This window comes from Streptomyces sp. GS7, assembly GCF_009834125.1.
Taxonomy (GTDB): Bacteria; Actinomycetota; Actinomycetes; order Streptomycetales; family Streptomycetaceae; genus Streptomyces.
This window is the reverse complement of record NZ_CP047146.1, coordinates 4892154-4918034: the sequence shown is the minus strand read 5'-3', so window position 1 is coordinate 4918034 and position 25881 is coordinate 4892154. Positions and strand designations below refer to the sequence as shown.

The 25881-nt window shown below is 71.3% G+C and carries 21 protein-coding genes and 1 pseudogene; 15 read left to right on the top strand and 7 right to left on the bottom strand.

Annotation, left to right across the window (positions count from 1 at the left end; translation table 11 throughout):
* Positions 1-281 precede the first annotated feature (281 nt).
* Together GR130_RS21750 and GR130_RS21745 are read right to left on the bottom strand one after the other, a co-directional pair.
* The gene (locus GR130_RS21750) at positions 282-488 is read right to left on the bottom strand and encodes a hypothetical protein (RefSeq protein WP_159506249.1); all 207 of its coding nucleotides are present in this window, start codon (positions 486-488) and stop codon (positions 282-284) included.
* Complete coding sequence (locus GR130_RS21745; protein WP_159506248.1) at positions 454-1059, bottom strand: hypothetical protein; 606 nt, start codon at positions 1057-1059, stop codon at positions 454-456. Before GR130_RS21745 ends, GR130_RS21750 begins: the two co-directional genes overlap by 35 nt.
* A 1266-nt stretch (positions 1060-2325) precedes the next feature.
* Here GR130_RS21745 and GR130_RS21740 point away from each other — a divergent pair.
* From GR130_RS21740 to GR130_RS21700, 9 genes are all read left to right on the top strand, one after another.
* A complete protein-coding gene (locus GR130_RS21740; RefSeq protein WP_159506247.1) occupies positions 2326-3534 on the top strand; it encodes a phenylacetate--CoA ligase family protein in 1209 nt (402 codons plus the stop codon).
* A 72-nt stretch (positions 3535-3606) separates the two neighbouring features.
* On the top strand, positions 3607-4839 hold the full coding sequence (locus tag GR130_RS21735; protein ID WP_201304963.1) for an aminotransferase class I/II-fold pyridoxal phosphate-dependent enzyme: 1233 nt from the start codon (positions 3607-3609) through the stop codon (positions 4837-4839).
* Positions 4840-4873: 34 nt separating this feature from the next.
* Positions 4874-5839: an ATP-grasp domain-containing protein gene (locus GR130_RS21730; RefSeq protein ID WP_159506246.1), complete on the top strand. Its 966-nt coding sequence runs from the start codon at positions 4874-4876 to the stop codon at positions 5837-5839.
* On the top strand, positions 5836-6879 hold the full coding sequence (locus GR130_RS21725; RefSeq protein WP_159506245.1) for a methyltransferase: 1044 nt from the start codon (positions 5836-5838) through the stop codon (positions 6877-6879). The genes GR130_RS21730 and GR130_RS21725 overlap by 4 nt, the downstream gene beginning before the upstream one ends.
* The gene (locus GR130_RS21720) at positions 6866-8092 is read left to right on the top strand and encodes an MFS transporter (protein WP_159506244.1); all 1227 of its coding nucleotides are present in this window, start codon (positions 6866-6868) and stop codon (positions 8090-8092) included. The genes GR130_RS21725 and GR130_RS21720 overlap by 14 nt, the downstream gene beginning before the upstream one ends.
* Before the next feature lie 204 nt (positions 8093-8296).
* Positions 8297-9418 (top strand): 3,5-dihydroxyphenylacetyl-CoA synthase DpgA, encoded by a 1122-nt coding sequence (dpgA, locus tag GR130_RS21715; protein WP_236573332.1) that lies wholly within the window; start codon positions 8297-8299, stop codon positions 9416-9418.
* 56 nt (positions 9419-9474) lie between these two features.
* Positions 9475-10212, top strand: a complete 738-nt coding sequence (gene dpgB, locus GR130_RS21710) for an enoyl-CoA-hydratase DpgB (protein WP_159506243.1) — start codon at positions 9475-9477, stop codon at positions 10210-10212.
* Entirely contained in the window at positions 10209-11600 is a 1392-nt protein-coding gene (dpgC, locus tag GR130_RS21705; RefSeq protein ID WP_236573330.1) for a (3,5-dihydroxyphenyl)acetyl-CoA 1,2-dioxygenase DpgC, read from the top strand. The genes dpgB and dpgC overlap by 4 nt, the downstream gene beginning before the upstream one ends.
* On the top strand, positions 11597-12934 hold the full coding sequence (locus GR130_RS21700; protein ID WP_159506242.1) for an aminotransferase-like domain-containing protein: 1338 nt from the start codon (positions 11597-11599) through the stop codon (positions 12932-12934). Before dpgC ends, GR130_RS21700 begins: the two co-directional genes overlap by 4 nt.
* Before the next feature lie 13 nt (positions 12935-12947).
* Here the strand turns inward: GR130_RS21700 and GR130_RS21695 are convergent, their stop codons facing one another.
* A complete protein-coding gene (locus tag GR130_RS21695) occupies positions 12948-16010 on the bottom strand; it encodes an amidohydrolase family protein (RefSeq protein ID WP_159506241.1) in 3063 nt (1020 codons plus the stop codon).
* Positions 16011-16681: 671 nt separating this feature from the next.
* Between GR130_RS21695 and GR130_RS21690 the strand changes: the two genes are divergently transcribed.
* Together GR130_RS21690 and GR130_RS21685 are read left to right on the top strand one after the other, a co-directional pair.
* Positions 16682-17389 (top strand): AAA family ATPase, encoded by a 708-nt coding sequence (locus tag GR130_RS21690; protein ID WP_159506240.1) that lies wholly within the window; start codon positions 16682-16684, stop codon positions 17387-17389.
* Positions 17390-17519: 130 nt separating this feature from the next.
* Positions 17520-18044 carry a PadR family transcriptional regulator gene (locus GR130_RS21685; protein ID WP_159506239.1) on the top strand — a complete coding sequence of 175 codons (525 nt, stop codon included), beginning with the start codon at positions 17520-17522 and terminating at the stop codon, positions 18042-18044.
* A 147-nt stretch (positions 18045-18191) separates the two neighbouring features.
* Here the strand turns inward: GR130_RS21685 and GR130_RS21680 are convergent, their stop codons facing one another.
* On the bottom strand, positions 18192-20567 hold the full coding sequence (locus tag GR130_RS21680; protein WP_159506238.1) for an ATP-binding protein: 2376 nt from the start codon (positions 20565-20567) through the stop codon (positions 18192-18194).
* Between the two features lie 318 nt (positions 20568-20885).
* Here GR130_RS21680 and GR130_RS21675 point away from each other — a divergent pair, with 318 nt between their 5' ends.
* Entirely contained in the window at positions 20886-21263 is a 378-nt protein-coding gene (locus tag GR130_RS21675; RefSeq protein WP_159506237.1) for a hypothetical protein, read from the top strand.
* An 81-nt stretch (positions 21264-21344) separates the two neighbouring features.
* Here the strand turns inward: GR130_RS21675 and GR130_RS40840 are convergent.
* Both GR130_RS40840 and GR130_RS21670 read right to left on the bottom strand, forming a co-directional pair.
* Positions 21345-21500: pseudogene (locus tag GR130_RS40840) on the bottom strand (IS701 family transposase); the annotation flags it as partial.
* A 34-nt stretch (positions 21501-21534) separates the two neighbouring features.
* On the bottom strand, positions 21535-22089 hold the full coding sequence (locus GR130_RS21670) for a hypothetical protein (RefSeq protein WP_159506236.1): 555 nt from the start codon (positions 22087-22089) through the stop codon (positions 21535-21537).
* Between the two features lie 495 nt (positions 22090-22584).
* On the opposite strand from GR130_RS21670, the gene GR130_RS21665 reads away from it, so the two are divergent.
* From GR130_RS21665 to panD, 3 genes are all read left to right on the top strand, one after another.
* Complete coding sequence (locus tag GR130_RS21665) at positions 22585-23220, top strand: DUF4956 domain-containing protein (protein ID WP_159506235.1); 636 nt, start codon at positions 22585-22587, stop codon at positions 23218-23220.
* A complete protein-coding gene (locus GR130_RS21660) occupies positions 23217-24026 on the top strand; it encodes a polyphosphate polymerase domain-containing protein (RefSeq protein WP_159506234.1) in 810 nt (269 codons plus the stop codon). Before GR130_RS21665 ends, GR130_RS21660 begins: the two co-directional genes overlap by 4 nt.
* Before the next feature lie 454 nt (positions 24027-24480).
* Positions 24481-24900, top strand: coding sequence for an aspartate 1-decarboxylase (gene panD / locus GR130_RS21655; RefSeq protein WP_159506233.1), 420 nt, complete (start codon positions 24481-24483; stop codon positions 24898-24900).
* 448 nt (positions 24901-25348) lie between these two features.
* On the opposite strand, the gene GR130_RS21650 is transcribed toward panD, so the two are convergent.
* A complete protein-coding gene (locus GR130_RS21650) occupies positions 25349-25876 on the bottom strand; it encodes a carboxymuconolactone decarboxylase family protein (protein ID WP_159506232.1) in 528 nt (175 codons plus the stop codon).
* Between the last annotated feature and the right edge of the window lie 5 nt (positions 25877-25881).

The following is a 25881-nucleotide window of genomic DNA, read 5'->3' as shown; positions in this document are numbered from 1 at the left end:
CTCACGCCACGCTGGCTGCCCTGCTGCTCCCCATCCGGCCGCCGCGGCACCGCTTCCCCGGCAGGTTCCCGGCGGACAACCGCGTTGCCCTGTCCGACAGTCGGCGGCTGTCGGGTCACCGCAGGGCGGCCATTGCACAGGTCAGGCGATCGAACTGTCCGCCATGTCAATGGTGTTGCCGGTCGGAGGCGCTTGCTGCTCATGTGATCACTTCCTGGACGCCGGGCCAGGCGGAAGCGCGAGGCGTACGGTCACGTCCGCGGGCGGTTCCGATCCGTGCGTCAGAGGGTCTTGATGGTCTGGGTGACCGCTGCGGTCTCCATGTGCTGGATCGAGGGCAGCGCCGCGACCCTGGTGGTGAGGTAGGTGAACAGGGCGCTGGGGTCCGGGCACAGCACGTTGGCGTAGACGTTGGTCGAACGGGTGGTGGCCGCGGCGAAGGGGTGCCGGGGCTTACGGGTGGTACTTCTCCTCGACCGTCTCGGCACCGCCGGACTTGGGGTTCATGGTGACGCGGACGGTGACGCTGTTGGTCTTCGCAGCCGTCTCCAGTTGGTTCACGGTGCACTTCGAGGTGCCGTAGCCGTCCCTGCCGATGGTCACGCTGCCGTCGGAGTCGGAGCAGATCGCGGCCGCGCCGAGGATCCGCGTGGCGTTGGAGATCAGGAATGCCTGGTCGGTGCCGCCTCCCTGGGGCTTGACGATCAGTTTACCGGGCGCGAGGTAGTTCAGCGTGCCGACGATCGTGCGGTGGTTACCGGCGTGGGCGACGCCGCCCCCGGTGGAGGCGGGCTTGCCGCCGGTGCTGCCGCCGGTGCCCGAGCCCCGGGCGGCGGACGGCGCCGCGGTGGACTTGCCGCCGTTGTGGCCCTGCGAGTTGGACTTGTCGGAGGGAGAGCCGCTCGTGGGCTGGGCCGAGGCCGAGGGGCCGGCGGCGCCCGTTGTCCCGGAGCCCTGCCCGCAGGCGGTGGCACCCAGCCCCAGCGCCGCGGTGGCGACGACGGTGGCGGCGAGGCGGCGGCCGGCACGGCCGCGGAAGCGGGTGGTGGCGGTGTTCATCAGGTCTCCCGTTGCTGTGTTCTCTTGTCTCTCACTCCGGACGAAAATCAGCTTCGAAGACCGGGTTGGCGTTCTGCTAACGGACGGCTAATGCGGTGCGACGGCACACCGCAGCGCGCTTGCCGCCGACGACGTGAGTGGCGGATCCGGAGAGGGAGCGGAACGTCCTGCCTTTGGCGGGCCCTTACGGTGCAAGGGAGTTGAGCTTCCGACCGCCGGAGTCACTGGCTTCGGCGGGTGGGCCCTCTTTGTGAGTGGGGGCGACCTTGGAGCCGTGCGGCATCGGCGGGCGCTGTGCGATGGATGTCTGACGCGTGGGCCCCGCCGGCCGTGCCCGTAGCGGCTCGCCCACGACTGTCCGCGTCGGGCCGGGGCGTGCGCGATTTTCTCGGTGCGGCGGCCGTTCAGCCCTCGCGGACGCCGAGGGGCGGATACCGGACAGCCGGCGCGTCATCGAAGGTTCGTGAGCGCGCTGTTGCCGGCTTCGTCTGGGGCGCCGTGCTTCGCGTGTGGCGCGGATACGCTCCCGGTCGTCGTGTCCGGCCGGCATCAGTCCGATCGTTCGTCGTGCCGGTTCGCGACCGGCCCGCAACCGGTCTACAGCCGACCCGCGCTGTGGCAGCTGCCCACGCTGTGCGTCTGCGCGTCGAGTGTGCGTCGTGGACCGGTGATGGAGCCGGGCGGGGAGTGAAGGGAATGAAGGGAATGAAGGGTCATGGAGCATGCCACTCCGGTTTACCAGGGGTATGTGGAAGACCGTATGGGATACGGGGAAATGCCGCCGCTGGGGAAATGTCGCCGCGGCGGCGACGTGTCGGAGAGGTCGTGATCAAGAAATGCGGCTGGAGTTGCTTAAGTGTGATCGTTGTTCAGGGAATGTGTTCCAGGGGCAAATCGCTTGTGTGTGGAAGTGGTTGGAGTGCACGTCAACGTGGGGGCTGCAGCCTTGTGTGCCGGTTGCTGAATAGCGTGATCATGCCGGGTGGAGCATCCGATTCCGCATGCGATGGTTTTGTCGAAGATCATGTCGGGAGTTGGCTCAATTTCGCTAGCCCGGGCCGCTCGGGCTCCGCGTAGCGTAAGCGCCGACGGGCGCAGGCGGATGCCCGGTGAAGAACGACGGGGGAAGCGGAAGTGTCGATCTCTGTTCGCCCTTTAAGATCAAGCAATTCGCGTGTTCAACTAGCGGACGACCTGGAGGCTCTCGGAGCAGACGAACTCGCGCGCCTGCGTAGCGACAACCTGTTGGCGACGGTGGACGCCATCGTGAAACGTCCCGCCGCGGCAGCCCGATGGCCTGGTATCGAGGGCGTCCGTACCGCGGACGACCTGTCCGAACTACCCCTCATGTCGCCCGACACGCTTGAGGACTTGTGCCCGCCCGCGGTGACCGATCTGGTGCTCGACAGCGCCGACAGCGGAATGGTGCTGCGCTCCAGCGGCACCTCGGGAAAGCGCAAAGTCCTCTACCACTCCTGGGAGTTCGACGTCCGGGTCACCCACCTCGGCGCACGGGGCGTACGCGCCGCGCTGACGACGGCCCCGAGCCGGGTGGGCAACTGCCTCTACCCCGGTGAACTGAACGGGGCGTTCTCCTTCGCCCAGGACCTCACCCGGCGCCTCGGCGCGCAGACGTATCCCCTGGGGACCTCGATGCGCACGGAGGAACTGCTGGAGGTCATCCGCGAACACCGAATCGACACGCTGATCGGCTCGCCCGCGATGGGCGCCGACCTGCTGTCCGACCCGGCGAACCTGGCGTCGCTGGCGTCGCTGCGTACCTACCTGTACATCGGCGAGAACCTCGGAGCGGCCCGCGCGGCGGTCATGACCGAGGCGATCCCCGGATTGCGGGTGAGGTCGCTGTCCTACTCGACCAGCGAGACGGGCCCCATCGGCTACCAGTGCCCCTTTCAGGGCGACGGCACCCACCATGTGCACGACGACGCGATGTTCGTCGAGGTGGTCGACCCGGAGACCGGCGCCGAGGTGGCCGACGGCGAGGAAGGCGAGGTCATCACCACCACGCTGACCGACACCGGGATGCCCCTGGTGCGCTTTCGGATGGGCGACCGTGCGATACGGCACACCACCGGCGGCTGCGCCTGCGGCAGCCCCACCTCGCGGATCACGCTGACCGGACGCGTGCCCCGCTCGCTCAACGTCGACGGCGCGACGATCTCCCAGGACCTGGTCATGGCTCAGCTGCGCGGCCTCGGAGTGGCCGACCCGGCCGACTGCCAGTTCCAGGTACGGCGCGCCCCCGACCGCGGATTCGACGTCGTCCTCCTGCTCGCCGACCGGCTCGCCGTCCGCCCCACCGGCGACGAGGTGCTCCGGCGGCTGCGCGAGGGTTACCACCTCGGCCGGGTCTTTGCCATGCCGGGCTTCCGGGGCTTCACCCTGCGGCACGTTCCCACAGCGGACTTCGTGCGCAACACACGCGGCAAGACTCCGTTCTTCGTCGAGCTCTGACCGCCGACCCAAGTCCGGATCCACCCCCCCCACTCCGGCACTCGAACGTTCCCACTCATCTGAGGACTGTCTGTGGCCCTGCTGGAGATCTCCAAGAACTGGCTGACCAACCGCCTTGAGAACACGACCGACGCGCTCGCCCTCGCCACCGAGCGCGACCTGACCTCGCACGTCTTCCACTGCCGCCGGGGCAAGGTGGTCGAACTGGCCGACGGCAGCGAGGCCGTCGAGTTCGTCTCCTGCTCCTACCTGGGGTTGGAAGTGCACCCCCAGCTCCTGCACAGCGCGAAGGAGGCCATCGACCGCGCCGGCGTGCACTTCGCCTCCGCACGGACCCGGATGCGGCTGGACGACCTGGAGGAACTGGAATCGATCCTGGACCGCATCTACGGTCTGCGATCGGTCACGGCCTTCACCTCTGTCGGCAACGTCCACCTCGGTGTGCTGCCGCTGCTGGCGGCCGACGCGCTGCCCAGCTACCCGATGGCCGAGGCCGGACCGGTGTTCCTCGTCGACCGCACCGCGCACGCCTCGATCCAGGTACTGCGCGGCATCTTCGAACAGATCGGCCCGGTCAGCCGGTTCGACGCGCACGACACCGCCGGGCTCGGCGCCCTGCTCGACGAGGCGGTGGACGCGGGACGGACCCCGATCGTGCTGGTCGACGGCATCGGCTCGATGGGCGGGCTGATCGACGTCGTCGAACTCAACGCCCTGACCGCGGCCGCGGGCGGCTACCTCTACGTCGACGACGCGCACGGGATCTCGATCGCCGGCCCCCAGGGCGGCGGCTACGCGCACGAGGCGTTCGGCACGGACCTGCCCGACTCGGTGATCCTGGTCGGCTCGCTGTCCAAGGCGTTCGGCGGCGCCGGCGGATTCGGCGTGCTGCGCGACCGCGCGGACACCAAGGTGCTGCGCAAGTTCGGCAACCCGCTGATCTTCGGCGGCCCCATCGCCCTGCCCATGGTCAGCGCCAACCTGGCCTCGGCCCGGCTGCACCTGAACGGTGCGGTGGTCCCGTTGCAGGACCGGTTGTGGCAGAACACCGAGCTGTTCGACCAGCACACCTACGGCCGACTGGTCAACGCCGGTGAACGCTCGCCGGTACGGGGCGCGGCCTTCGCCGCCGAGGCCGACGCGCTGGCCGCGGCCGAACGGCTGCGGAAGGCCGGGATCCTGGTGACCCCGGCCTTCTACCCCACCGTCGCCCGAGGCACGGGCCTGGTGCGGTTCGCCGTATCCGCGCTGCACACCGACGAGCAGATCGCCCGCGCCGCCGAAGCGCTCGGAGATCTCGACTGACCAGCACCCCATGGACGTACGGAAACCAGGAGACATGACCCGACGGCCCACCGAACCCGTACTGACCTGGATCTGCCACCCCGACGACCTGACGCCCGACTACGCCGCCGCCATCGAGGCGGACATGACCAAGGAGTACACCGCCGCCGCCGAACGCAACGGATTCACCTTCCGGTTCCTGCCGGCCAACGAACTCGTCCCCGTCGTGGCCGACCGGCCGCGGCTGCTGCACCGCGGCGAGGACCTGCTGGCGCGCCGGCACTGCTACCTCGTCGACGACGTCAGTGCCGACCCGCAGGCCGCCCACTTCCTGCGGGCTCTCTATCGCACGGTGGATGCCAGCGATTCGGTCCTGCTGAACAGGGCGTTGCGGGGCCCCGAGTGCCTGGAGCGCGACAAACTGGCGATGATGCTGCGGGCGGCGAGCCTGGACGTGCCGACCCCGCGGACGGTGGCCGTGCCGTTCGGCCGCTACGCCCGCCAGGCACTGCCTGTGGTGCGCGAGGTCGTCGGCGACGGCCCGTACGTGGTCAAGCCCCGGGAGATGGGGATGGGCGCGGCGGTACTGCGCGTGGACACCCCCGAGCAGTTGTCGGCGGCGTTGGACGTGGTCGCCCAGACCGGCCAGAACTACCTGGTCCAGGAGTGCCTGCCGATCACCGGCGACCTGCGGGTGATGCTGGTCGGCGGTGAGGTGCTGGTCTCGCTGCTGCGCCGTCCGGCCGCGGGCCGGTACCGGGCCAACCTGCGGCAGGGCGGTGTCGCCGAACTGGACCCGGACATCGCCGGCGTACGGGAGATGTGCCTGCGTATCGCCGGGAGCCTGGACGCCGGCTATCTGCACGTGGACTGGCTGATGACCGAGAACGGCCCGGTGCTGGGCGAGTGGGGCACCGCGCTGGCCGGCTTCTCGCTGATGCCGGAACCGGCGCGGACCAAGGTGGCCGACGCCTTCTTCCAGTGGGCCCACCGCATGCTGACCGGGGTGGGGGAGCGGTGAGCGGCGACGGGGTACGGCGTCGGCTGATCGGACAGATCACCGCCTATCGCACCAGCAAGTGCCTGTACGCGGCGGTCGAGTTGGGCATCCCGGACCTGCTGGCACGGCGCCCGATGACCGCCGCTGAACTGGCCGCCGAGACCCGGACCGAAGTCGACCCGTTGCGCAGGGTCCTCGATCACCTGGTGGTGGCCGAGGCCCTGGGGCTCGACGCGTCCGGCGCATACGTCGGCACCGAGGCGTCCCGGCTGCTGTGCCGGGACGCGCCGGACGGGATCGCCAACTGGGTGCGCTGCGAGCTGCAGGAGGGCTACTGGCACAGCTGGGACCGGCTCGTGGAGCAACTGCGCACCGGCACCCCGGCGTTCGAGCTGACCCATCAGGAGCGCTTCTTCGAGTGGCTCGCCCGGTCACCGGAGATCAGCGACCTGTTCGACGCGACCATGCGGGACGGTTCGCGCGACCTGGACGGCGGACTGGCGGCGGCCATCCCGCTGCGGCCGGGCCAGACCGTCGTCGATGTCGGCGGCGGTGACGGCTCGCTGCTGGCGGCGCTGCTGACGGCCAGCCCGGGGGCGCGCGGCATCCTGTTCGAACTGCCGCGGGAGAAGACCGAGGTGGTCCCCGCGCTGGCCGCGCTGATCGCCGCGGGACGCGCCCGGGTGGAGCGCGGTTCGTTCTTCGACGGGGTGCCCCCCGGTGGGGACGTCCACGTTCTCAAGCGTGTCCTGCACGACTGGGACGACGAGCGGGCCTCGCAGATCCTGGGCCGCTGCCGGGACGCGCTGGCGCCCGGCGGACGCGTCGTGGTCGTCGACATGGTGCTCGACGACGACCGCCGCGTCCCCGTCGGGCGGTCCCTGGACGTCCTGATGATGATCCTGATGGCGGGCCGGGAACGCACCGCGGCGGACTTCTCCGCCCTCGGCACCGCCGCGGGGTTCCTCCCGGCCCACGTCACCGCCACCGGTACCCCTCTGTCGGTGGTGGAGCTGTCCCTTCCCGCACCGGAGAGGCCCGAACCCCATGCAGGCCGCTGAGACGACGCCTCCTCAGCCCACGCAGACCAGCGACCGCGGATCGGTCCTGGCCGCGCTGGTGTTCACGTTCGTCACGAACATCGACATGACCACCGTGCTGACCATGCTGCCCGTGGCGGTCTTCGGCGGTACCCGGGTCGCCCCGCTGACGTTCTCCCTCGCCCTGTCCATCCAGGTCGTCGCCTCGCTGATCGGCGGCATCGTCGTACCGATGGTCTTCCGCGGCGTGAACAGCGGCTGGATGCTGTCCATCTCCGCACTGCTGAAATCGGCCGGTTTCGTGGCGCTGCTGGCCACGGTGCATCCGCCGGGACTGTTCGTCTTCGCGGTGCTCGCGGGGTTCGGCCGCGGGGTCTCGAAGGTCGCGGTGCGGGTGCTGCTGACCGACGCCACCGTGGAGAAGGACCGGGCCAGGGCGTTCCAGCTGTTCTTCGTGGTCATGAACGTGGCGCTGCTGCTGGCCCCGCTGGCCGCCGAGGCCGCCGACCGGTTCCACGTGGCACGGTACGCACTGGTGCTCCTGCTCCTGCTGGAACTGGCGGGCGGTGCCTGGGCCGGCGCGACCGCGCGACGGCTGACCTCGGACACCGGGAAGGCCAAACGGCTCGCCGTCGGAGGCGGCCTCGGGCTGCTGCTGCGCCCCGGACCGGTGGCGGTGCTGGCGTACACGCTGGTCGCGTACTTCGCCATGGGGTTCATCATGGCCATGTTCCTGCTGTACGACGAGGTCAACCCGGCCTTGTCGGGCTACCGGGAGCTGTTCCTGAGCTTCGAGCCGCTGGCGCTGATCGTGATCCAGCTGGCGATGATGCCGGTCCTCGCCCAGACCGGCCGCAGGGCGGTGTACGCCGGGGCCGCGATCACCTGCGGGACCGGGGTGCTGCTGTCGTTCACCTCGTCGCTCGTCCTGGTCCTGCTCGGCCTCGCGCTGTTCGCCTTCGCCGAATGTCTCGCGCTGCCGCAGTCACAGGTCGACGCCGGGAAGGCCGTGGCCAAGGAGCAGGTGTCCGCGATGCTGTCGCTGGTCACCATCATGAGCGCGGTCGGCGAGATGGCGGGCAACGTGGCAGCCGGCTGGATCGTGCGCAACGCGGACGACCTGCTGCCCTCGGCGACCGCGTCGGCCATGGCGGTGGCCGTGGTCGTGCTGGCCGGCTTCGCCGCCGCCGGATACGGCATCGACCGAGCAGTCTCCGCCCGAGAGGTGGCATGACGCGAACACGGTGAACACGACACCCCCCTTCCCGCCGGCGACCCGCCCGACGGCCTTCCGACCAGACTTCTCGCCAGGAGAGGAGGAGACGGCATGAGCACACCGCAGAGCACCGGCGCCATCGCGGCCAGCCGCCGCATCCCGCGCTACCGCGGTTTCGCGATCCTCGCGCACTGACCCCCGACCGCACAGACCGGAGAACACATGACCGTCATGCTCGCACCTCCCCATACCCAACCGGCCGTGCACAACGGCACGTTACCGTCCGGAGTGCTGCCACGGATCCGCGCCGTGGGCACCGCGGTGCCGCCCGAGTCGTACACCCAGCAGGACATCCTCGACATCTTCGGTGTCACCGACGAGCGCATCCGTTCCGTCTTCCTCAACAGCGCGATCAACACCCGGCACCTGACCCTGCCGCCGCCCGGTCCGAACCGCGAACGGCGCGTCGAGACGCAGGGCGAACTGCTGCGCAAGCACGTCAACACCGGAATCGACATGGGCTCCCGCGCTCTGGAGACCTGCGTGAAGGAAGCGGGAGCCGGCCTCTCCGACATCCGCTACCTGTGCTGCGTCACCTCCACCGGCTTCCTCACCCCCGGCTTCAGCGCCCTGTTGATCCGGGAACTCGGGCTCCGGGTGGACTGCTCCCGACTGGACGTGGTCGGGATGGGCTGCAACGCCGGGCTCAACGCCCTGACCGCCGTGGCCGGCTGGGCCGCCGCACACCCGGGCCAGCGGGCCGCCATGGTGTGCGTGGAGTCCTGCTCCTCGGCGTACGTCTTCGACGGCACCATGCGTACGTCGGTCGTCAACAGCCTCTTCGGCGACGGCGCCGCGGCAATTCTCGTCGAGGCCGGCGACGCGCCCGGCCAGGACACCAGCGGCCCCGCGCTGGCGGGCTTCTCCAGCCGGATCATCCCCGAGGCCGCTGACGCCATGCGCTACGACTGGGACGACGACGAGGGCAAGTTCAGCTTCTTCCTCGACCGCGACGTGCCCTACGTGGTCGGCGCCCACGCCGAGGAAGCCGTTGACGCGCTGCTGGCCGGGGCGGGCCTGCGCCGGACGGACGTCGACCACTGGGTGGTGCACTCCGGTGGCAAGAAGGTCATCGACTCGGTCCGGGTCAACCTGGGCCTCACCAAGCACGACGTACGCCACACCACCGGCGTGCTGCGCGACTACGGCAACCTCTCCAGCGGCTCCTTCCTTTTCTCCTACGAGCGCCTGGTCGCCGAGGGAACGGTGGCGCGGGGCGATCTCGGGGTGCTGATGACGATGGGTCCGGGATCGACGATCGAGACGGCACTGGCGCGATGGTGACCGCGGCGGGCACCACGAGGACCGACACGGCGACGCAGCGAAAGGACGCACGCACGATGACCCGCAAGAACGATTCTCGCGCCGACCACCAGGTGGGCACGGACGGCCAGGCACCTCCGGGACCGGCCGCCGACCACCGGGTGCACACGCACGGCCAGCCCCTCCCCGCGCTGATCGCCGACCTCGACGCCGCCCGGGAGCGGGTCGAGGACGCCGGCGCGGGCGCGGTGCTCGTACTGGCCCTGGGGCCCGCCACCACGGCGCCCTGGCCGGGCCCCGGCGTCGCCGTACACGAGGTCAACAAGTGGGAGCGGGCGCTGCGCCGGGTCGAGCGGCTGGACGCGCCGGTCGTCGCGGTGGCCGAGGGGAGCTGCGCCGGGCCCGCCGCGGACATGCTGCTGGTTGCCGACGTCCGCATCGCCCGTACCGACCTGCGGATCGCGCTGCCGCGCAACGACGACCGCTGCTGGCCGGGCATGGCGCTGTACCGGCTCGTCCATCAGTACGGCGTCGCCCGGAGCCGGCGCATCGTACTTTGCGAGGCCCGACTCACCGCCGAACGCGCCCTGGCCATGGGCCTGGTCGACGAGGTCACCGACGAGCCCCAGGCGGCGCTCGACGCGGCGCTGGCGACGCTGCGCACCGTGTCCGGGACGGACTGGGCCATCCGGCGCCGGCTGCTGCTGGAGGCCCATGACGCCACCTTCGAGGACGCTCTGGGCGCGCACCTGGCCGCGTGCGATCGCGAACTCCAGCGGATGCGCGCCGGCGAACTCCGGGAGGTACGTCCGTGAGCGCCGACGCCCACCCGCCCACCCCGCCCGCCACCGGCACCGGCGCGGACCTCGGGCCCGCTCCCGAACCGCCCCTGACCGGGAACCTCGTCGAAGACGCTGCGACCCTCGCGGAGTACGCCGCCGCAGCAGACCGGTCGCTCGCGGCCCTGCCGCCCCGCCCCGAGCGCGACGCGCCCCAACAGGCCGCGGCAGAACGGGTGTTGTCCGCAGCCCGCCGGCTGCGCGCCACCTTCCTGGACTGGCACGTCGAGGCGGTGTACGGCAGCCTGACCGGCGACCGGACCCACCACGTCCGGCTCCCGGAACTGTTGCGCGCCGCCGGTGAGCAGTGGCCCGGCCTGGTCCCCACCGAGGCCCGACTCGACGCCGAGCGCAAGCACATCCAGGCGCACAAGGAGGGACTGGAGATCGACCAGGGGCTCTTCCTGCGTGCGATCCTGCGCGATCCCGCCTCCGGTGCCCATCTGACCGACGCGATGCGGACACCCTCACGGCGGGCGCTGGACCTGCTCGCGGACTTCACCGCGACCGGCCGGGCCGAGCTGGAGTCGGTCCTCGTCGAACGCCGGGGCCCCGCCGCGCACCTGACCGTGCACAACGAACACTGCCTCAACGCCGAGGACGACACCCTGATCGCGGACATGGAGACCGCGGTCGACCTGGCACTGCTCGACGACCGGGTCCGTGTCGGCGTGCTGCGCGGCGGGGTGATGACGCATCCGAAGTACGCGGGCCGGCGGGTGTTCAGCGCCGGAATCAATCTGCGTCATCTGCACGAGGGACGCATCTCCTTCGCCGGCTTCCTGATGCAGCGCGAACTGGGCTACATCAGCAAGATCCAGCGCGGCCTGCACCGTCCGGACCGCACCGGTGCCGGGACGCACCACCCCGGCGGCGCCGTCGCCGGGAAGCCGTGGGTGGCCGCCGTGGACGCGTTCGCCATCGGCGGTGGCATGCAACTGCTGCTGGTCTTCGACCGCGTGATCGCCGAGCGCGGCGCGTTCTTCGCCCTTCCCGCCGCACAGGAGGGCATCGTTCCCGGCGCGGGCAACCTGCGCCTGAGCCGTTGCGCCGGCGCCCGCCAGGCCCGCCGGGTGATCCTGTGGGGCGACCGGATCGCGGCCGGCGACCCGGGCGCCGCGGCGGTGTGCGACCAGGTCGTGGCGCCGGAGGAGATGGACACCGCGATCGAGGAGGCGGTGTCGGCTCTCGACAACCCGGCCGTGGTGACGAACCGGGCGATGCTGACGCTGGCCGAGGAACCTCCGGAACTGTTCCGCACCTACATGGCGGAGTTCGCCTACGTACAGGCGACCCGGCTCTACAGCCTCGACGTCATCGGCAAGGTGGACCGCGCCTGGTCCCGCGCGGGCGGTCGGCCATGAGTGCGGCGCCCGGCTTCGTGCTGGCCGGGGGAGACCTGCACGCCAGCCTGGAGAACCCGGTGCTCGGCTCCGTCGCCTTCCTCAACGAGGTGATGACGCGCTACCCGTCGGCGATCTCCTTCGCCCCGGGCGCCCCGCACCTCGCCCACCTCGCCGACGTCGACGTCACCGCGTACGCCGCGCGCTACGAACGGCACCTGGTCGAGGACCGGGGCACGACGGCCGAGCGGGCCCGGAACCTGCTGCACGAGTACGGACCGAGCCGCGGCCTCATCAACGACCTGATCGCCGCCGCGCTCCGCCACGACCAGGGCATCGACGTGCCGCCCCGGTCCGTGGTGGTCACCGTCGGCGCCCAGGAGGCCATGCTGCTCACCCTGCGCGCGCTGTGCCGCTCGCGCGACGACCTGCTCGCGGTCGTCGAACCCGCCTACGTCGGCATGACGGGGGCCGCCCGGCTGCTCGACGTCGACCTCGTGCCGGTCCCGGAGACCGCCGACGGGGTCGACCTCGACGCCCTGCGCGGTGCCTGCGCGGCGGCGCGCAAGCGGGGACGGCGGATTCGCGCGCTGTACGTCGCCCCGGACTACTCCAACCCGTCGGGCAGTGTGCTGGACCTGGAGACCCGGCAGCGGCTGCTGGCCGTGGCCGACCACGACGACCTGGTGCTGATCGAGGACTCGGCCTACGGCTTCACCGCGCCGCCCGGCCATGCCCTGCCCTCGCTCAAGGCGCTCGACACCGACTGCCGGGTGGTCCACCTCGGCACGTTCGCCAAGGTGTGCCTGCCCGGCGCTCGGGTCGGGTTCGCCGTCGCCGACCAGCCGGTCGTACGGGCCGACGGCACCGAGGGAGTCCTCGCCGACGACCTGGCGGTCCTCAAGGGCATGGTCACGGTCAACACCTCGCCGCTGTGCCAGGCGGTCATCGGCGGGATGCTGCTCGCGCACGGCGGGTCGCTGGCCGCGTTGGGCGATGCCACCTCGGCGCACTACCGGCGCAACCTGGCGCATCTGCTGGCCGCACTCGACCGCGAGCTGGGCGGTGCGACGCCTCCCGGCGTGCGGTGGAACAGCCCGTCCGGCGGCTTCTTCGTCCGCGTGCGGCTGCCCGTCCGGGTGGATACCGCTCTACTGGAGTGGTGTGCCACGGAGTTCGGCGTGCTGTGGACCCCGATGGAGCACTTCTACCTTTCCGGGGGTGGGACCGACGAACTTCGCCTGTCCTGCAGCTATCTGACGCTCGATCGGATCGATGAGGGGATCGGGCGGTTCGCGGAGTTCCTCCGCGAGGTCGCCGGCCCGCCGCGCCGAGGGCGGCGGGCCCTGCCGTAGACCGGCGCCGGGTTCAGCGCGGCGGCGCGCAGGAGCAGGACGTCTCGACCCAGCCGGGCCGGTGCCAGTCGTGGCTGAAGTCCGCCTGCGCGCCCCGCAGCGGTGCTGCGATCCGGTTCCGCCGCACCGTCGTGGCCGCCGCCTGCCGGAACGGGCGGAGCAGGTCGTCCACCGAGTGCAGCCGTCCACCGGTCACGACCATGCGCACGGCCGCCGCGGCCTTGACGTCCGCCAGTGGATCGCCCGCCACGACGGCCAGATCGGCGAAGCGCCCCGGCTCCACCGTGCCGAGCCGGTCGGCCAGCCCCAACACCCGCGCGGAGTTCGCGGTGGCCGTGCGCAGGACGTCGTAGGTGCTCAACCCGCCCTGCGCCAGGGCCCGCAGGTTCAGGTGCATCGCCAGTGCCGGGGTGTCCAGCGGCGCGTCGGTCCCGGCCACCACCAGGCCGCCGGCCGCGTGCACCCGCTTGAGCAGGTCGACGGCGCCGGCCAGCAGGAAGCGGAGGGTGTCCGCCGCGGGCCCCACCGCGTTCCGCGCCAGCTGCTCCACCAACTCGTACTCCCAGAGCGGGAAGAGCGCCTTCGTCCGCGGGTCCTCCAGCAGCGACCGGTCCTCGGCGTACAGCACGGCGGCGTAGATCAGGGTCGGGGTGATGGGCATGCCCGAGCGCGCGAACAGGTCGACCACACCGTCCGAGGTACGGCCCAGGCGGCTCACCGTGTGGGTGTAGCCGAGGCGGTTGCCGCCGCCGACGTGCTCCATCGCGTCCAGGCCGGTGTGCGCGGCCGGGTAGGCGTAGTGCGAGGTGACCGGCACCCCCATCCGGTGGGCCCGGGCCACGACCGGTTCGGTGAGCGCGACCGGGAGCCGGATGTAGCACTTGAGCAGGTCGTAGGCGAGCGCCTCGGCCCGGGACAGTTCCAGGTCCAGCTGCGCCGCCGACTGCACCGGGCGCATCGCGTTGTACAGCACCCGGTTGCCGTCCAACGCCTCGCCGGTGCCGAGGAAACGCGGCATGACCCTGACGCCCGCCTCGGACGATTCGCGGGTCTCCACCATCTGGTAGACCGGGTCGGCGACCGAGCGTGCGGTGGTGACGCCGTACGACAGCCACAGCCTGCCCTGGCGGTCACCCCACCCGCGCCCCCGCATGAACCAGTGGGTGTGCAGGTCGATCAGCCCCGGCATGACGGTCAGCCCGGACGCGTCCACGATCCGGCCGCCGACGGCCGAGCCGGCCGGTACGACGCCCGCGACCTTCGTCCCCTCGATCACCACGTCGACGTCACGGCGCAGTTGCCGGGAGACGCCGTCCCACAGCGCGCCCGCCCGCAGTACGAGTCGGTCGGTGCCCTCGTGCACCCGGTATGTCAGGGGGACCGGCACGGTGCGCGGGGTGCCGCCGGCCAGCGGCACCGTGCGCAGAAGGCCGTTGGACAGGTACATCAGCGTCCGGCCCCGGTCACCGACCGAGACCGCGTCGGTGACCTCCCGGGTCAGCTGCCGTGCCGGCCCGGTGGCGCGGCCCGCGCCGTCCACGGGCAGCGCCCAGGCCGTGCTTTCCATGACGAACACCAGACTCCGCCCGTCCGGCGTCCAGAGCGGGCCGTCGTCGCCGCGGGTGGCGACGGAGCGGTGCGCGGCGGGTTCGGCGTAGGTCGTGGCGCCGGTTTCCAGATCGACGGTGAGGATCTGGTTGGTGCCGGACTTGTTGCGCAGGGACGCCGGTCTGACGGCGGCGACGGCGAGGGTGCGGCCGTCCGGCGACCAGGCCGGCCGCCCCGGCTGGAACAGCGCCGGCAGCACCTGCCGCACCGACCCGTCGGAGACCGCCAGCACCCATATGGCGCCGTCCGCGTCCTGGTAGGCGATCCGGCCGCCGTCCGGCGACCAGCGCGGGGTCATCGCGCCCCGGGGCACGTCGGTGAGCTGGGTGGAGGATCCATCGGCCAGGTTCAGCCGCCACAGGTTCGCGGTGCCGGAGCGGTCGCTGCCGTAGACGAGGCTCGTGCCGTCCAGGTGGAAATCGGGGTCGGTGTTGAAGAACCCGTCCGACACCCGTGCCGTCGGTCTGCCTCCGACCGGCATCACCCACAGCGCGTTCAGCGCCCGGAACGCGACGCTGTGGCCGTCGGGGGACAGGACGGGGCTAGCGATGCCGCGTACCGGGCGCGGCGCGGGCGAGGTGAGGTCGCGCACCTGTCTGCGGTAGTCGCGCGCGGCCAGGGGCAGGGTCGCCGTGAACGCGATCTCGCGGACGGAGCCGTCGAGGGTGCGGCGTCGGATGAGGCCGTCGGCGGTGTAGACGAGTTCGGTGCCGGACAGCCAGGTGGGAGGGAACCCGAAGACGTCCTCGCCGGAGGTCAGGGTCCGCTCGCCGACGACCAGGTCGGCGGTGCGGCCGGTGAACCGGGTGTAGGCGAGCCGTGTGCCGTCCGGGGTCCAGGCCGGCCCGCACAGGGTGGTGCCGGTGGGCGCGGTCACCGCCGTACTGCGGGCGCCGCCGGCGAGTTCGACCACGTCGATCGCCGTGTCGCCGACCGTGAAGGCGATCCGCCGGCCGTCAGGCGACCAGGTCGGCGTGATCTCACGGGCCTTGGCGGTGGTCACGCGGCGGCTGGTTCCGGCGCCCAGGTCCATGACCCAGATGGCGTTCATGTTCTCGGCGTCGGAGGCGAAGGCGATGTGCCGGCCGTCCGGGGAGAAGGCGGGCTCCTGGTGGTCGGCGGGGTCGTCGGTGAGCTGCCGCAGCCCGGTGCCGTCGGTGTTGACCAGCCACAGCTGGTAGTACCCGTCGCGGAACGACTGGAAGACCAGGCGCTGCCCGTCCGGCGACCAACTCGGCCGGCTCGCGTCCTGTGCGTCCTCCGTGAGGCGGCGGGCCCGGCCTCCGCCGACGGGGACCAGCCAGACCACCGTGAACAGGTCGAGTGCCAGCCATCGCCCGTCCGGTGAGACCGCCGCGGCGAAATTCGTGCCCGACGACACCGTCACCGACGGCTCCCGGTCACCTTCGTCCCGCGCCTGCGCGGGAGCCGCCCAGCCCAGCGCGTCGCCCGCCCACAACGCGCCCACTCCGGACGCTACTTGCCCTCCGCGTTTCAATAACTGTCGCCGGTTGAGACCTCTTGCCTGGAGGTGATCGTCCGTCACCTGGCACCGTCCCTTTCGAAAGAACAGTCGAGAAGCCCCATTCTAAGGAGACTTGACCGGCCTCACAGCGGAAGTCCCCAACGATGGACGGCAAGTTGGGCATCCGGCGCTCGGCCGCAGCCACTCGTGGCGGCGCCGGCGGCTGACCACGATCTTCCGCTTCCGCTCGGGGGCGGCGGCGCGACCGGAGGACGAACCCGCGGCGGTGCGCGGGAACCATCCAAGAGCCTGGGACGTCAGACGGACGTCGGGCGGCGCATGCCAACTCGCCTGCAAAGCAGACGTATTGCGGAGGTCAGTGGTGGCCAAGTATCTGAAGGTGTCCCGCCGGTTGAAGTACGGTTCCTCCCGTTCCGAGCTCCGCCCGGAGGACTTCACCGACGAGGGCAACGATGACGGCGGCCAAGCTGGAGTGCGCGAACCGCGCACACCGCTTCCCGACGGTCCGGGCCCGATGGCTCTTGAGCCTCCCAGAGGCTGAGTGGGTGTCCTTCGCCCGCAGTCGGAAAAGTTGATCACGCCGTCTGTGCGAGCGGGGCCACGCCACGGTATCGGCATGTCTTGATCGATGTGCCCTGTGAAAGACTCGCCACATGATTATCGAACGTGCGTACGCTCATGTGGCTTCGCGGAAGGATGAGGAGTGGCCCTGGTCCGTGCCCTGTGTGCGGGGGCTGCTGGCAGACGGACTGCGTTTCACCGCACCGGTGACCTTTCTCGTGGGCGAGAACGGCTCGGGCAAATCGACCTTGGTCGAGGCCCTCGCGGAGGGTTTCGGCCTGGACTCCTGGGGCGGCTCGCACGACTGGCGCTATGCCAGTCACCGCCCCAAATCGGTGCTCGGCGAGAGGATCCGCTTCGACGCGGCACCGCGGGGGCGGCGCATGTTGGGCAGTTGGTCCGCCCGCAAGGGGTTCTTCCTGCGCGCCGAGACCGCCCTGGACGCGTTGGGCCGGGAAGGGTTCGCGCCGGATTCCGTCAGCCATGGGGAGGGCTTCCTTGCCGCGTTCCGAGGAAAGTTCCTGCAGCCGGGGCTGTATGTGATGGACGAGCCGGAGGCGGCGCTCTCCTTCGCCTCCTGCCTGGAACTGCTCGGCCATCTCCACCAGCTGGTGAAGAACGGGGGCCAGGTCATCTGCGCCACCCACTCTCCGCTGCTGACGGCGCTGCCGGGTGCGGACATCATCGAGGTCGGCGAGCACGGTATGCGCCGGGTGGCATGGGACGAACTCGCCCTGGTCGACCACTGGCGCCGCTTTCTCGCCACCCCGCAGTCCTATCTGCGCCATCTCCTCGACTGAGGTCCTTCTCCGCGCGGACCCCGCCCGGCCGGCCCGGTCGACGGTGCGGGCCTCGGCCCACCTCCCGACGCGTCCGCCCGGCGAGCCGGCCACGGATCCGGCCGACGATGCCGGCCGCCACCATCGGCCGATGACCTGGTGCGCCAGGGCGTTCCGTAGCCGCTGCGGTTACGAGCTGAAGCGGTGCGTTGCGCACCTGACCGGTCATGTCCGTCCCATCGCGGACGGCACGCTGTATCCGGCGATCAAGCGTCTGGAGAAGGCGGGTTGGCTGAGCCGCCAGACCGAGCCTGGAAGCCGAGCGGCTCCCCGGCATGTGCTCACCCTGACCGACGAGGGCCGGGACGAGCTGCGGCGTCGACTGCGGGAAGCCCGCGGCGTGGAGATCAGCGACGAGAACCACTGGTCCACCGTCCTGGCCTTCCTGCGGCAGCTCGATGACCCGGATCAGCAGACGGCCGTGCTGCGGCGCCGACTGGACTTCCTCCGGGAGCCGAGCAGCTTCTTCTACGAGGGCGAACGACCTCTGGGGGCTGAGGAGTTGGGTGATCCGTTCCGGCAGGGAATCCTGCAGATCGCGCGTGCGACAAGCCAGGCAGAGGTGCGCTGGTTGAACGCGACCCTGAAGGCACTCGCGCGTCAGGACCCGTGCTGACGCAGGTCGATGACGCGATGGTGGCCCAGGGCGCTCCGGGCTCGTGCAAGTTGCCCGCCCCCTCGACGCCGACCAGCCTGCCGGACGGCAGGCTGCGCGGGGAGAGCGGGCGGGCGGGCAGTCGCTGGTGCGTGTGCGGGTCGGCGATCAGTGCCCCGCGGCCGGGCCCTGACCGAGAGCGTCCAGGAACGCGGTGAGCTCGGCGGTTTCGGGGGCGCTCAGCTCGCCGTGGATCGCGAGCGCCCGCTCGGCGTGGTCGCGGGCGGAATCGGGGTCGTCCGGGGCCAGGGTGTAGGCGATGCCCTGGTGGGCGCGGGCGATTTGCGGGCTGCTGTCGATGGCGCGGGCGATGTCCAGCGCCCGCAGGTGTCGACGGCGGGCGGCGTCGCGGCGGCCGGCCGCGTGGTAGGTGGCACCGAGGTCGTTGAGGATCTCGCTCTCGGCGCGCCGGTCGCCCATCCGGCGGCTGAGGGAGAGCGCCTGTGCGTGGTGGTCGACGGCCTCCCCGAACTGTCCCAACTGCCGGTAACCGGTGCCCATGTTCGTGAGGGTGAGGGCCTCGCCCCACGGGTCACCGATCCCCCGGTAGCGGTCGAGCGCCCGCCGGTGGTGGTCGAGAGCCTCCGCTGCCCGCCCGAGCCGGGCGTAGACCGTTCCCAGGCTGGTCAGGCTCAGGGCCTCGCCCCAGGGGGCGTCGACGCCGCCGTAGAGGGCCAGGGCCTGCTGGTGAAGGTCGATGGCCTCCTCGCTCTGCCCCAACTGCCCTTGGACGATGCCGAAGTTGGTGAGGATGACGGCCTCGCCCCATGCGTCGCCGATCTCCCGGCACAGGGCCAGCGCCTCCAGCCCCCGGTTGAAGGCGTCCTCGTAGCGCCCGGCGTGCCAGCAGGCGACGCCGAGGCTGGTCAGGATCTCGGCGTGGGCCAGGCGGTTGTCGAGGTCCCCAGTGGTGGCCAGGGCGAGTTCGTGGGTGCTGACCCAGTCCAGGGTGCGCCCCCGGATGTCGAAGAAATGCTGGAGGAGATGGGTGTACTGCCAGACATGCTCGTTCCTGCCCCGCGCGGCGGCATGCGTGATCATCGCGACGAGGTTGGCGTGCTCGGCCTCGTACCAGGCCAGGGCCGAGGCCCGGTCGCTCACGTCCGGGGTGTCGGCCGGTGGGCGGGCGACCTCGAAGGGGAGCAGCCGCTGTCCCGGTGCCACCAGGGGGCGGGCGTGCAGCGCGGTGTGCAGGTAGTGGTCGAGGAGCCGGAGTTCCGCCTCTTCCCGCTGTGCGGGGGGCTCGGTCTCGTGCAGGACCTCCTGGGTGTGTCGGCGGAGCAGATCGTGTAGTTGGTAGCGATGGGGTTCGTACTGCTCCAGCAGGTGTACGTCGACGAGTTCCTCCAGCCACTGCCGTGCCGTCACCGCGTCCGTACCCGCCAGGGCCGCGGCCGCGTACGCGTCGAGATCGGCGCCGGGGTGCAGGCCGAGCAGCCGGAACAGCCGCTGACGGCCCGGGCTCAGGCGTGCATAGGACAGGGCGAAGGCCGCGCTGACCGCCTGATCGTTGCCGCCGGGGCCGGACCGGCGGCGGCCCCTGCGGAGCTCGGCGGTGAGATCTTCCGCTGTCCACGCGGGCCGGTGGGCGAGCCGGGCCGCTGCCATCCGGATGGCCAGCGGCAGGTAGCCGCACAGCTCGGCGATCTCGGCGACGGCCTCGGGCGCGTCGGCGACCCGGTCGTGTCCCGCGATCCGGGCCACCAGCGCGCACGCCTCCGCCTCGGACAGCACACCGAGCGAGAGCGGGACGGCACCCTCCAGTGCCAGGAGCCGCCGCCGCGAGGTCACCAGCACCGCGCACGAGGCGGAGCCGGGCAGCAGCGGACGCACCTGCGCCGCGTCGGCGGCGTTGTCCAGCACCATCAGCGCCCGCCAGTCCGACAGCGTGGTACGCCACAGGGCCGACCGCTCCTCCAGGGTGTGCGGGATGCGTGCGCCGTCGACACCGGCCATGCGCAGCAGCGCCTCCAGCGCCGAAGCCGGGCCCACCGGGTCGTACCCCGGGGTGAAGCCGTGGAGGTCGCAGTAGAACTGGCCGTCCGGGAACCCGTCGGCCAGGAGATGGGCGGCGTGCACCGCCAGCGTGGTCTTGCCGACGCCCGCCATGCCGTCGATCGCCGACACCACCACCGCGCTCGCGGTGCCGCCGCCGACGAGCTCCGCGAGCCGGGCCACCTCGGCGGTGCGCCCCGTGAAGTCCGGTATGTCATAAGGCAGATACCGTCGGCGCCCCAGGGACACGGACCCCGCCGCCCCCTCCCGCTCGTCGGCCGCGGCGAGCAGGCGCCGCTGGTCGTCCGCCCCCAACCCGAGTGCCTTCGCGACCTCCCGCACCGAGGCCATGCGGGGCACCCGTCCCTGCCCGGACTCCAGCGCGCGGATGGTCCGGGCCGACAGCCCCGCCCGCTCCGACAGCTCCTCCTGGGTCAGCCCGGCCCGCCGTCTGTAGGCGCGCAGCACTGTGTCGAACCGTTCCGGCATGCCCTCTCCTCGCCCCGCGGGCCCGGACCGCGCGGCCCCCGGCCACACGGCTTCACTTCCGATGAGGCACTGTGGCCGACCCGGGAGAACGTCCGCTAAACGTCCGCTGGACGTCCTGTCGGCGGCGCGGGACGGACGGCAGCATCATGCATGCCCCGCTTCCCAGGGGGCGCGCGGAGTGCCGCACTGCGGTCAACCCGCAACGGGGGAAGGTCTGTTGAAGCGCCGCGAGGTCGTCACGCGGCCGACGCGTCTTCCTCGTATTCCGATCCGCCGTCGGAGGGGACGCCGCCGACGGCCCGCATCTGAAGGAGCACGGTGAATACACCGCGAAGAATCGTCGCCACCGCATCCGTCCTCGCCGCGAGCCTCGGTTTCCTGGGGATGACCTCCTCCTCGGCCTCGGCTGACGACGGGGTCCGCGTCACCAAGAAGGCCGCAGCCGCGTCGGACTGCGCCTTTGCCGTCTTCACCCCCGGCAACAAGTACTGCTACAACGACGCAGGCAGCTACGACATCGGCCCCATCACAGGCGTCAGTCAGGTCTGCGTCTACTCCGGCTGGGCGGTCTACGCCTGGGCCCCCAACCCCGGAGAGCCGCACCAGCGCAAGCTCCAGCACGCGGCTGACCAGTGCGACGACTACACCAACGTACCGGGCAACACGGTCGTCGACTGGGTCGAGCTGCACCCCTAGCAGACAAGCGAGGGCCGAGCAGGGCCCCGCAGCTCCGGGCCGGAGCTGCGGGGCTTCTTCGCGTCAGGAACTGGTCACCGACAGCAGACGCTGCAAGCCGTCCGGGGGCGCGTTCCTTGCCTGCTCGGCGAGCGTCCAGCAGTTCCGGCGCGGCAGGTCCGACAACGGGCCAAGCGCGAACTCCCCTGCCCGGCACCGCGGTTCCACCCGCGCGAACCGCGACGCGATGCGGCCCATCAGGTACTCGAACGTGTCCTGCCGACGAGCGGGATCATGATCTGCGGGTGACGTGAGGCCCGGCCCAACCGGTGGCGGCCACTACCTCCCGCGCGATGTCAACGACGAGCCGTCCGTCCGTCGCCACTCGCACGGTCTCTCCGAGGGCCCGCTGGTCCAGGAGCCGTGCCTTGCGGATGCTTCCCTCCAGCTCCTGCTCCAGCTCCGAGCCGAGTTCTCGTCCCACCAGCCGCGTGCGGGCGGTGGCGTCGGAGGCGGTGAGCAGGACTCGTGTGATCCCCACTCCGGCCCCCATGGCACGCTCGAACATGCCCGTCGCCTCCGGGAGCACACTCGTGGTGTTCGTATAGATCAGGCGTCGGTAGCCGCGCTGGGCGAAGTTCGCCCACACGGCAGTCAGATTGCTCTCGGTGACCTCCGCGCGGTGAGGGTCTCCCTCTGGTGCCGGATGTACCTGCCCCATGAAGTCACCATCGATGATCGCGTGAGCGACCGACTCGGAGCGCAGCAGCGCCGAAACCTCCCACCCCACCGTCGTCTTGCCGACACCAGCACGTCCTCCGATGAGCAGTACCTCTGTGTGATGCATGCGTGCAGCGTGCCAGCGGGCGACCACCTCACGCGATCCGGCTCAGCTTACCGGTAGTCAGTGGCACCGAGCAGCCCGCGTGACACCCAGAGCGACGGACGCCATCGACGCGCTGACCGCGGTGTCCGAGCCTGGGTGGGAGCGCCCCGGCCGGGTCACCAGCCCGCGCGGTGGCGGGGCTCGTACGCGCCGAAGGCGCACACGCCGCCGGCGGGTGGGTCCGCCCGGCCTCGGTGGACGGAGTCCGCGGCGCTGACCTCGGACACCGCACCCTCGTCGGCCTCCCGCGCCCAGGGCGGCGCCGGAGGCGGCTGGCAAGAGCGGCGAATGCGACAGGAGGTGTGTGCTTCAGGTCAGTTACGGCCGTGGGCCATCAAGGAGGCGCATCGTTTCTCCACAAGCGGAAGCATGTTCGCCATACGTTTACCTATCGTCTGTCTCTCCTTCCCGTTCTCTCGGATCCGTCCGATCTCCGCACCGACAGGGAGCACAGCCATGGAATCGTTACGGCACCTCATCGCCCACCTCGGGCTCGACCTCGCCGCCGTCGGCGTGCTGACCTTCGCCATCTACTATCCGCGGCACCGCCGGCGTGACCTCGTACCGGCCTATCTCGCCCTGAACACCGGCCTCTTCACGGTCGTCACCGCCCTCGCCGAAGTGCGCGGCGCCGGGGGAGCGGCCCTGGGCTTCGGTCTCTTCGGCGTGCTCTCGATCGTCAGACTCCGCTCCGACGCCGTGCAGCACGAAGAAGTCGCCTACTACTTCACCACCTTGGTCCTCGGCTTGCTCTGCGGACTGCCGAGGCTGCCGTTCGTCCTCACCGCCGGACTGTGCGCCGCCCTGCTCCTCATTGTCTGGGCGGCTGACAACCCCCGCCTCCTCGCCGGCACTCGGCGCGCAGTCGTCACCCTCGACACCGTCCACGAGGACCCCGCCGCCCTCCGCGCCGACCTCGCCCGGCGACTGGGCGAACCCCTCCACTGGACCGTCATGGAAGTGGACTTCGTCCGGGACCTCACCGTCGTCGACGTCCGCTACCGCGAGCCCGCGGCGGCGCCGGCCGAGCGGGGCACCGTCCCCGCCGCCGGACCCGCCCCCCGGACCACGCCCGCCTGGGAGACGGTATGACCACCGCACCGGTCCGCTCCGCAGCCGCGGTCCGCGCCATCGGCGACGCCGCCGACGGCGCCGGCCCCATCTCGCTCGACGAACTCAACGAACGGGCCGCCCTCCTCGCCCGCTTCGACCACAGCTATCTCGTGCCCGCGGACACCTTCCTGCGCATCGTCGGCCGGCTGACAGACCCGCGCCGGCCCGGCGGGCGCCCCTTCCGCGCCCTCGCCATCGACGACCGGCGTGCCTTCCGCTACCACTCCGTCTACTACGACACTCCCGAACTCCGCTCCTTCCACGACCACCGGCAGGGCCGCCGGCTCCGCTTCAAGATCCGGGAACGGGTCTACGCGGACACGGGGGAGCGGCAGTTCGAGATCAAGCTCAAGGGGCCGCGCGGCGACACCGTCAAACGCCGTCGCCCGCTGACCGGAGCCGGCACGCCGCTCGACCCGGACTGCCGGGGGTTCCTCGCCGAAACCCTGCGGACCGCGTACGGCATCGGTGCCCCGGCCGTCCTCGAACCGTCCCTGAGCACCGACTACATCCGCGCCACCTTCGTGGCCGACGGCGAGCGCATCACCTGCGACGCGGCACTGGTCTGCGACGACCTGCGCACCGGACACACCGTGCGGTGCGCGGACGACCTCGTGCTCGTCGAGACCAAGACCACCGGGCATCTCACCGAGGCCGACCTCCTGCTGCACGCCCACGGGATACGCCCCGCCGTCTTCACCAAGTACTGCGGAGCCTTCGCCGCACTGCACCCCGCTCTCCCCGCCAACCGCTGGCGTCGCGCGGCCCGCCGTGCGTTCGGTTAGGCGGCCCCGGGAACCGGCGTGCTGAACGGCCGGTGACAGCGCGGCGGCGCGACAGTCCCCGCCGCCGGGAAGAGCCCTGCGGCCGGGAGGTGATGTGCGACCTCCCGGCCGCAGACGGGCCCCACCGGCCGCCGCCGAACGAAGCCGATGCCCGGTTCGGCGAACACCCCACAGGCGGCGGTGGAGCAGGAGGCCCGGCCCCACCGTGAGGGCTTCGGCTCGGGTACTCCGAAGACGTCGGACGTCCCGCTTCCCGTTGGTTCCGGAGATCGGCGGCAGCCGCGACAGAACGCCGGGCACCTTACGTTCGGAATGCGCGAGTGACGGAGAGTAGCGCAGTGGCGGTGGTGCCTGGAATGCCTGGGACACGTCCAGGACGTCGCGGCTAGCATGGCTTGTCCGGCGCGCACCTCGCGGTGAGGGCGCGACCTTTCTTCGGCAGGAGTGTGACGCTGTGCTGCGCACCATGTTCAAGTCCAAGATCCACCGGGCCACCGTGACCGAGGCCGATCTGCACTACGTGGGGTCGGTCACGATCGACGCTGGGCTGATGGAGGCCGCCGACCTGCTGCCTGGCGAACTCGTCCACATCGTCGACATCGACAACGGTGCCCGGCTGGAGACGTACGTCATCGAGGGCGAGCGGGGCTCGGGCGTCATCGGTATCAACGGAGCCGCCGCACACCTGGTTCATCCCGGTGATCTGGTCATCCTGATCAGCTATGCGCAGGTGGACGACGCGGAGGCCCGTACGCTGCGGCCGAAGGTCGTGCACGTCGACGGGGACAACCGCATCGTGGCCCTCGGTGCCGACGCCTCCGAGCCGGTGCCCGGCAGTGACACGTCACGCAGTCCGAGGGCCGCGGCGGTCTGAGAAGCACGGACCCAGGCTTCTCCGGCAGATCCCGGTGATCCTCGGCGGAGTCGTCGGATTGCCGATGCGCCGGTCGCTCCCTTGCCGACGGCGGTGGATCCCCTCCGGTGGGGGGCGCTGATCGTCCTCCTCGTGGCGACCTTCATGGACGCGGTGGACGTGACCGTCGTCGGCATCGCCATCCCGCACATCCAGGAGGACACCGGGGCCTCGAGGCCCCAGAGGGGTGAGCGGGTGTTTCGCCCGGTGTCTCCGACGGTGGAGGTCCCAGCGGGACGCCCTGGTGATGGAGCCGGCGCGCCCTCCTGACAGGCCCACCACCGCCCGGCGGGCCTACGGTCGCGGCCCACCGGTCCGGCCGGAACCAGGGTCGCAGGTCCGCCCGCCGGCGTACGGGGACGAGCGGTGTCCCCGGGCTGTGATGCCCGTGAGCAGACCTGCGTAGGGGTCAGGAGGCGTAGGGGAGCATGTGGGTGGACTTGCCGTCCGGCTCCACGTCCAGGGCGTTGGCGAAGCCGCAGACAAGACGGTAGTAGCCGACCAGGATGAGGGTCTCGGTGACTGCTCGGGCGCCGCAGAGCAGGTGTGCACGCTGGATGGCCTCGCCCGTGCAGGTGGCGCTCTGGAGGAGTTCACGGCCCACGGCCAGGAGCGCGGCTTCTTCTGGGAGGAAGGGGCCCGGCAGTGGTTCCCGCTGCCGAATGAAGGACGCTTGCTCGCCGGTGATGCCCACGGCTTGCCCGAACGGGACATGAGCCTGGGTCACGTAGGCGGATCCGGTGCTGGTCGCGGTATCGAGGATCAGCAGTTCACGTTGCCGTGGGGTGAGGACGAGCTTGCCGAGGCCGACGAGGCCGAGGTCGATGAGGCCGCCGGTGTAGGCGGGGGCATTGCCGAAGGCGCGGAACAGATTGAGCGGCGGCACCTCCTTCAGCGGCTCGGGGTGGTCCTCGGGGCGTGGGTAGGGCAGGCGCACCGCGG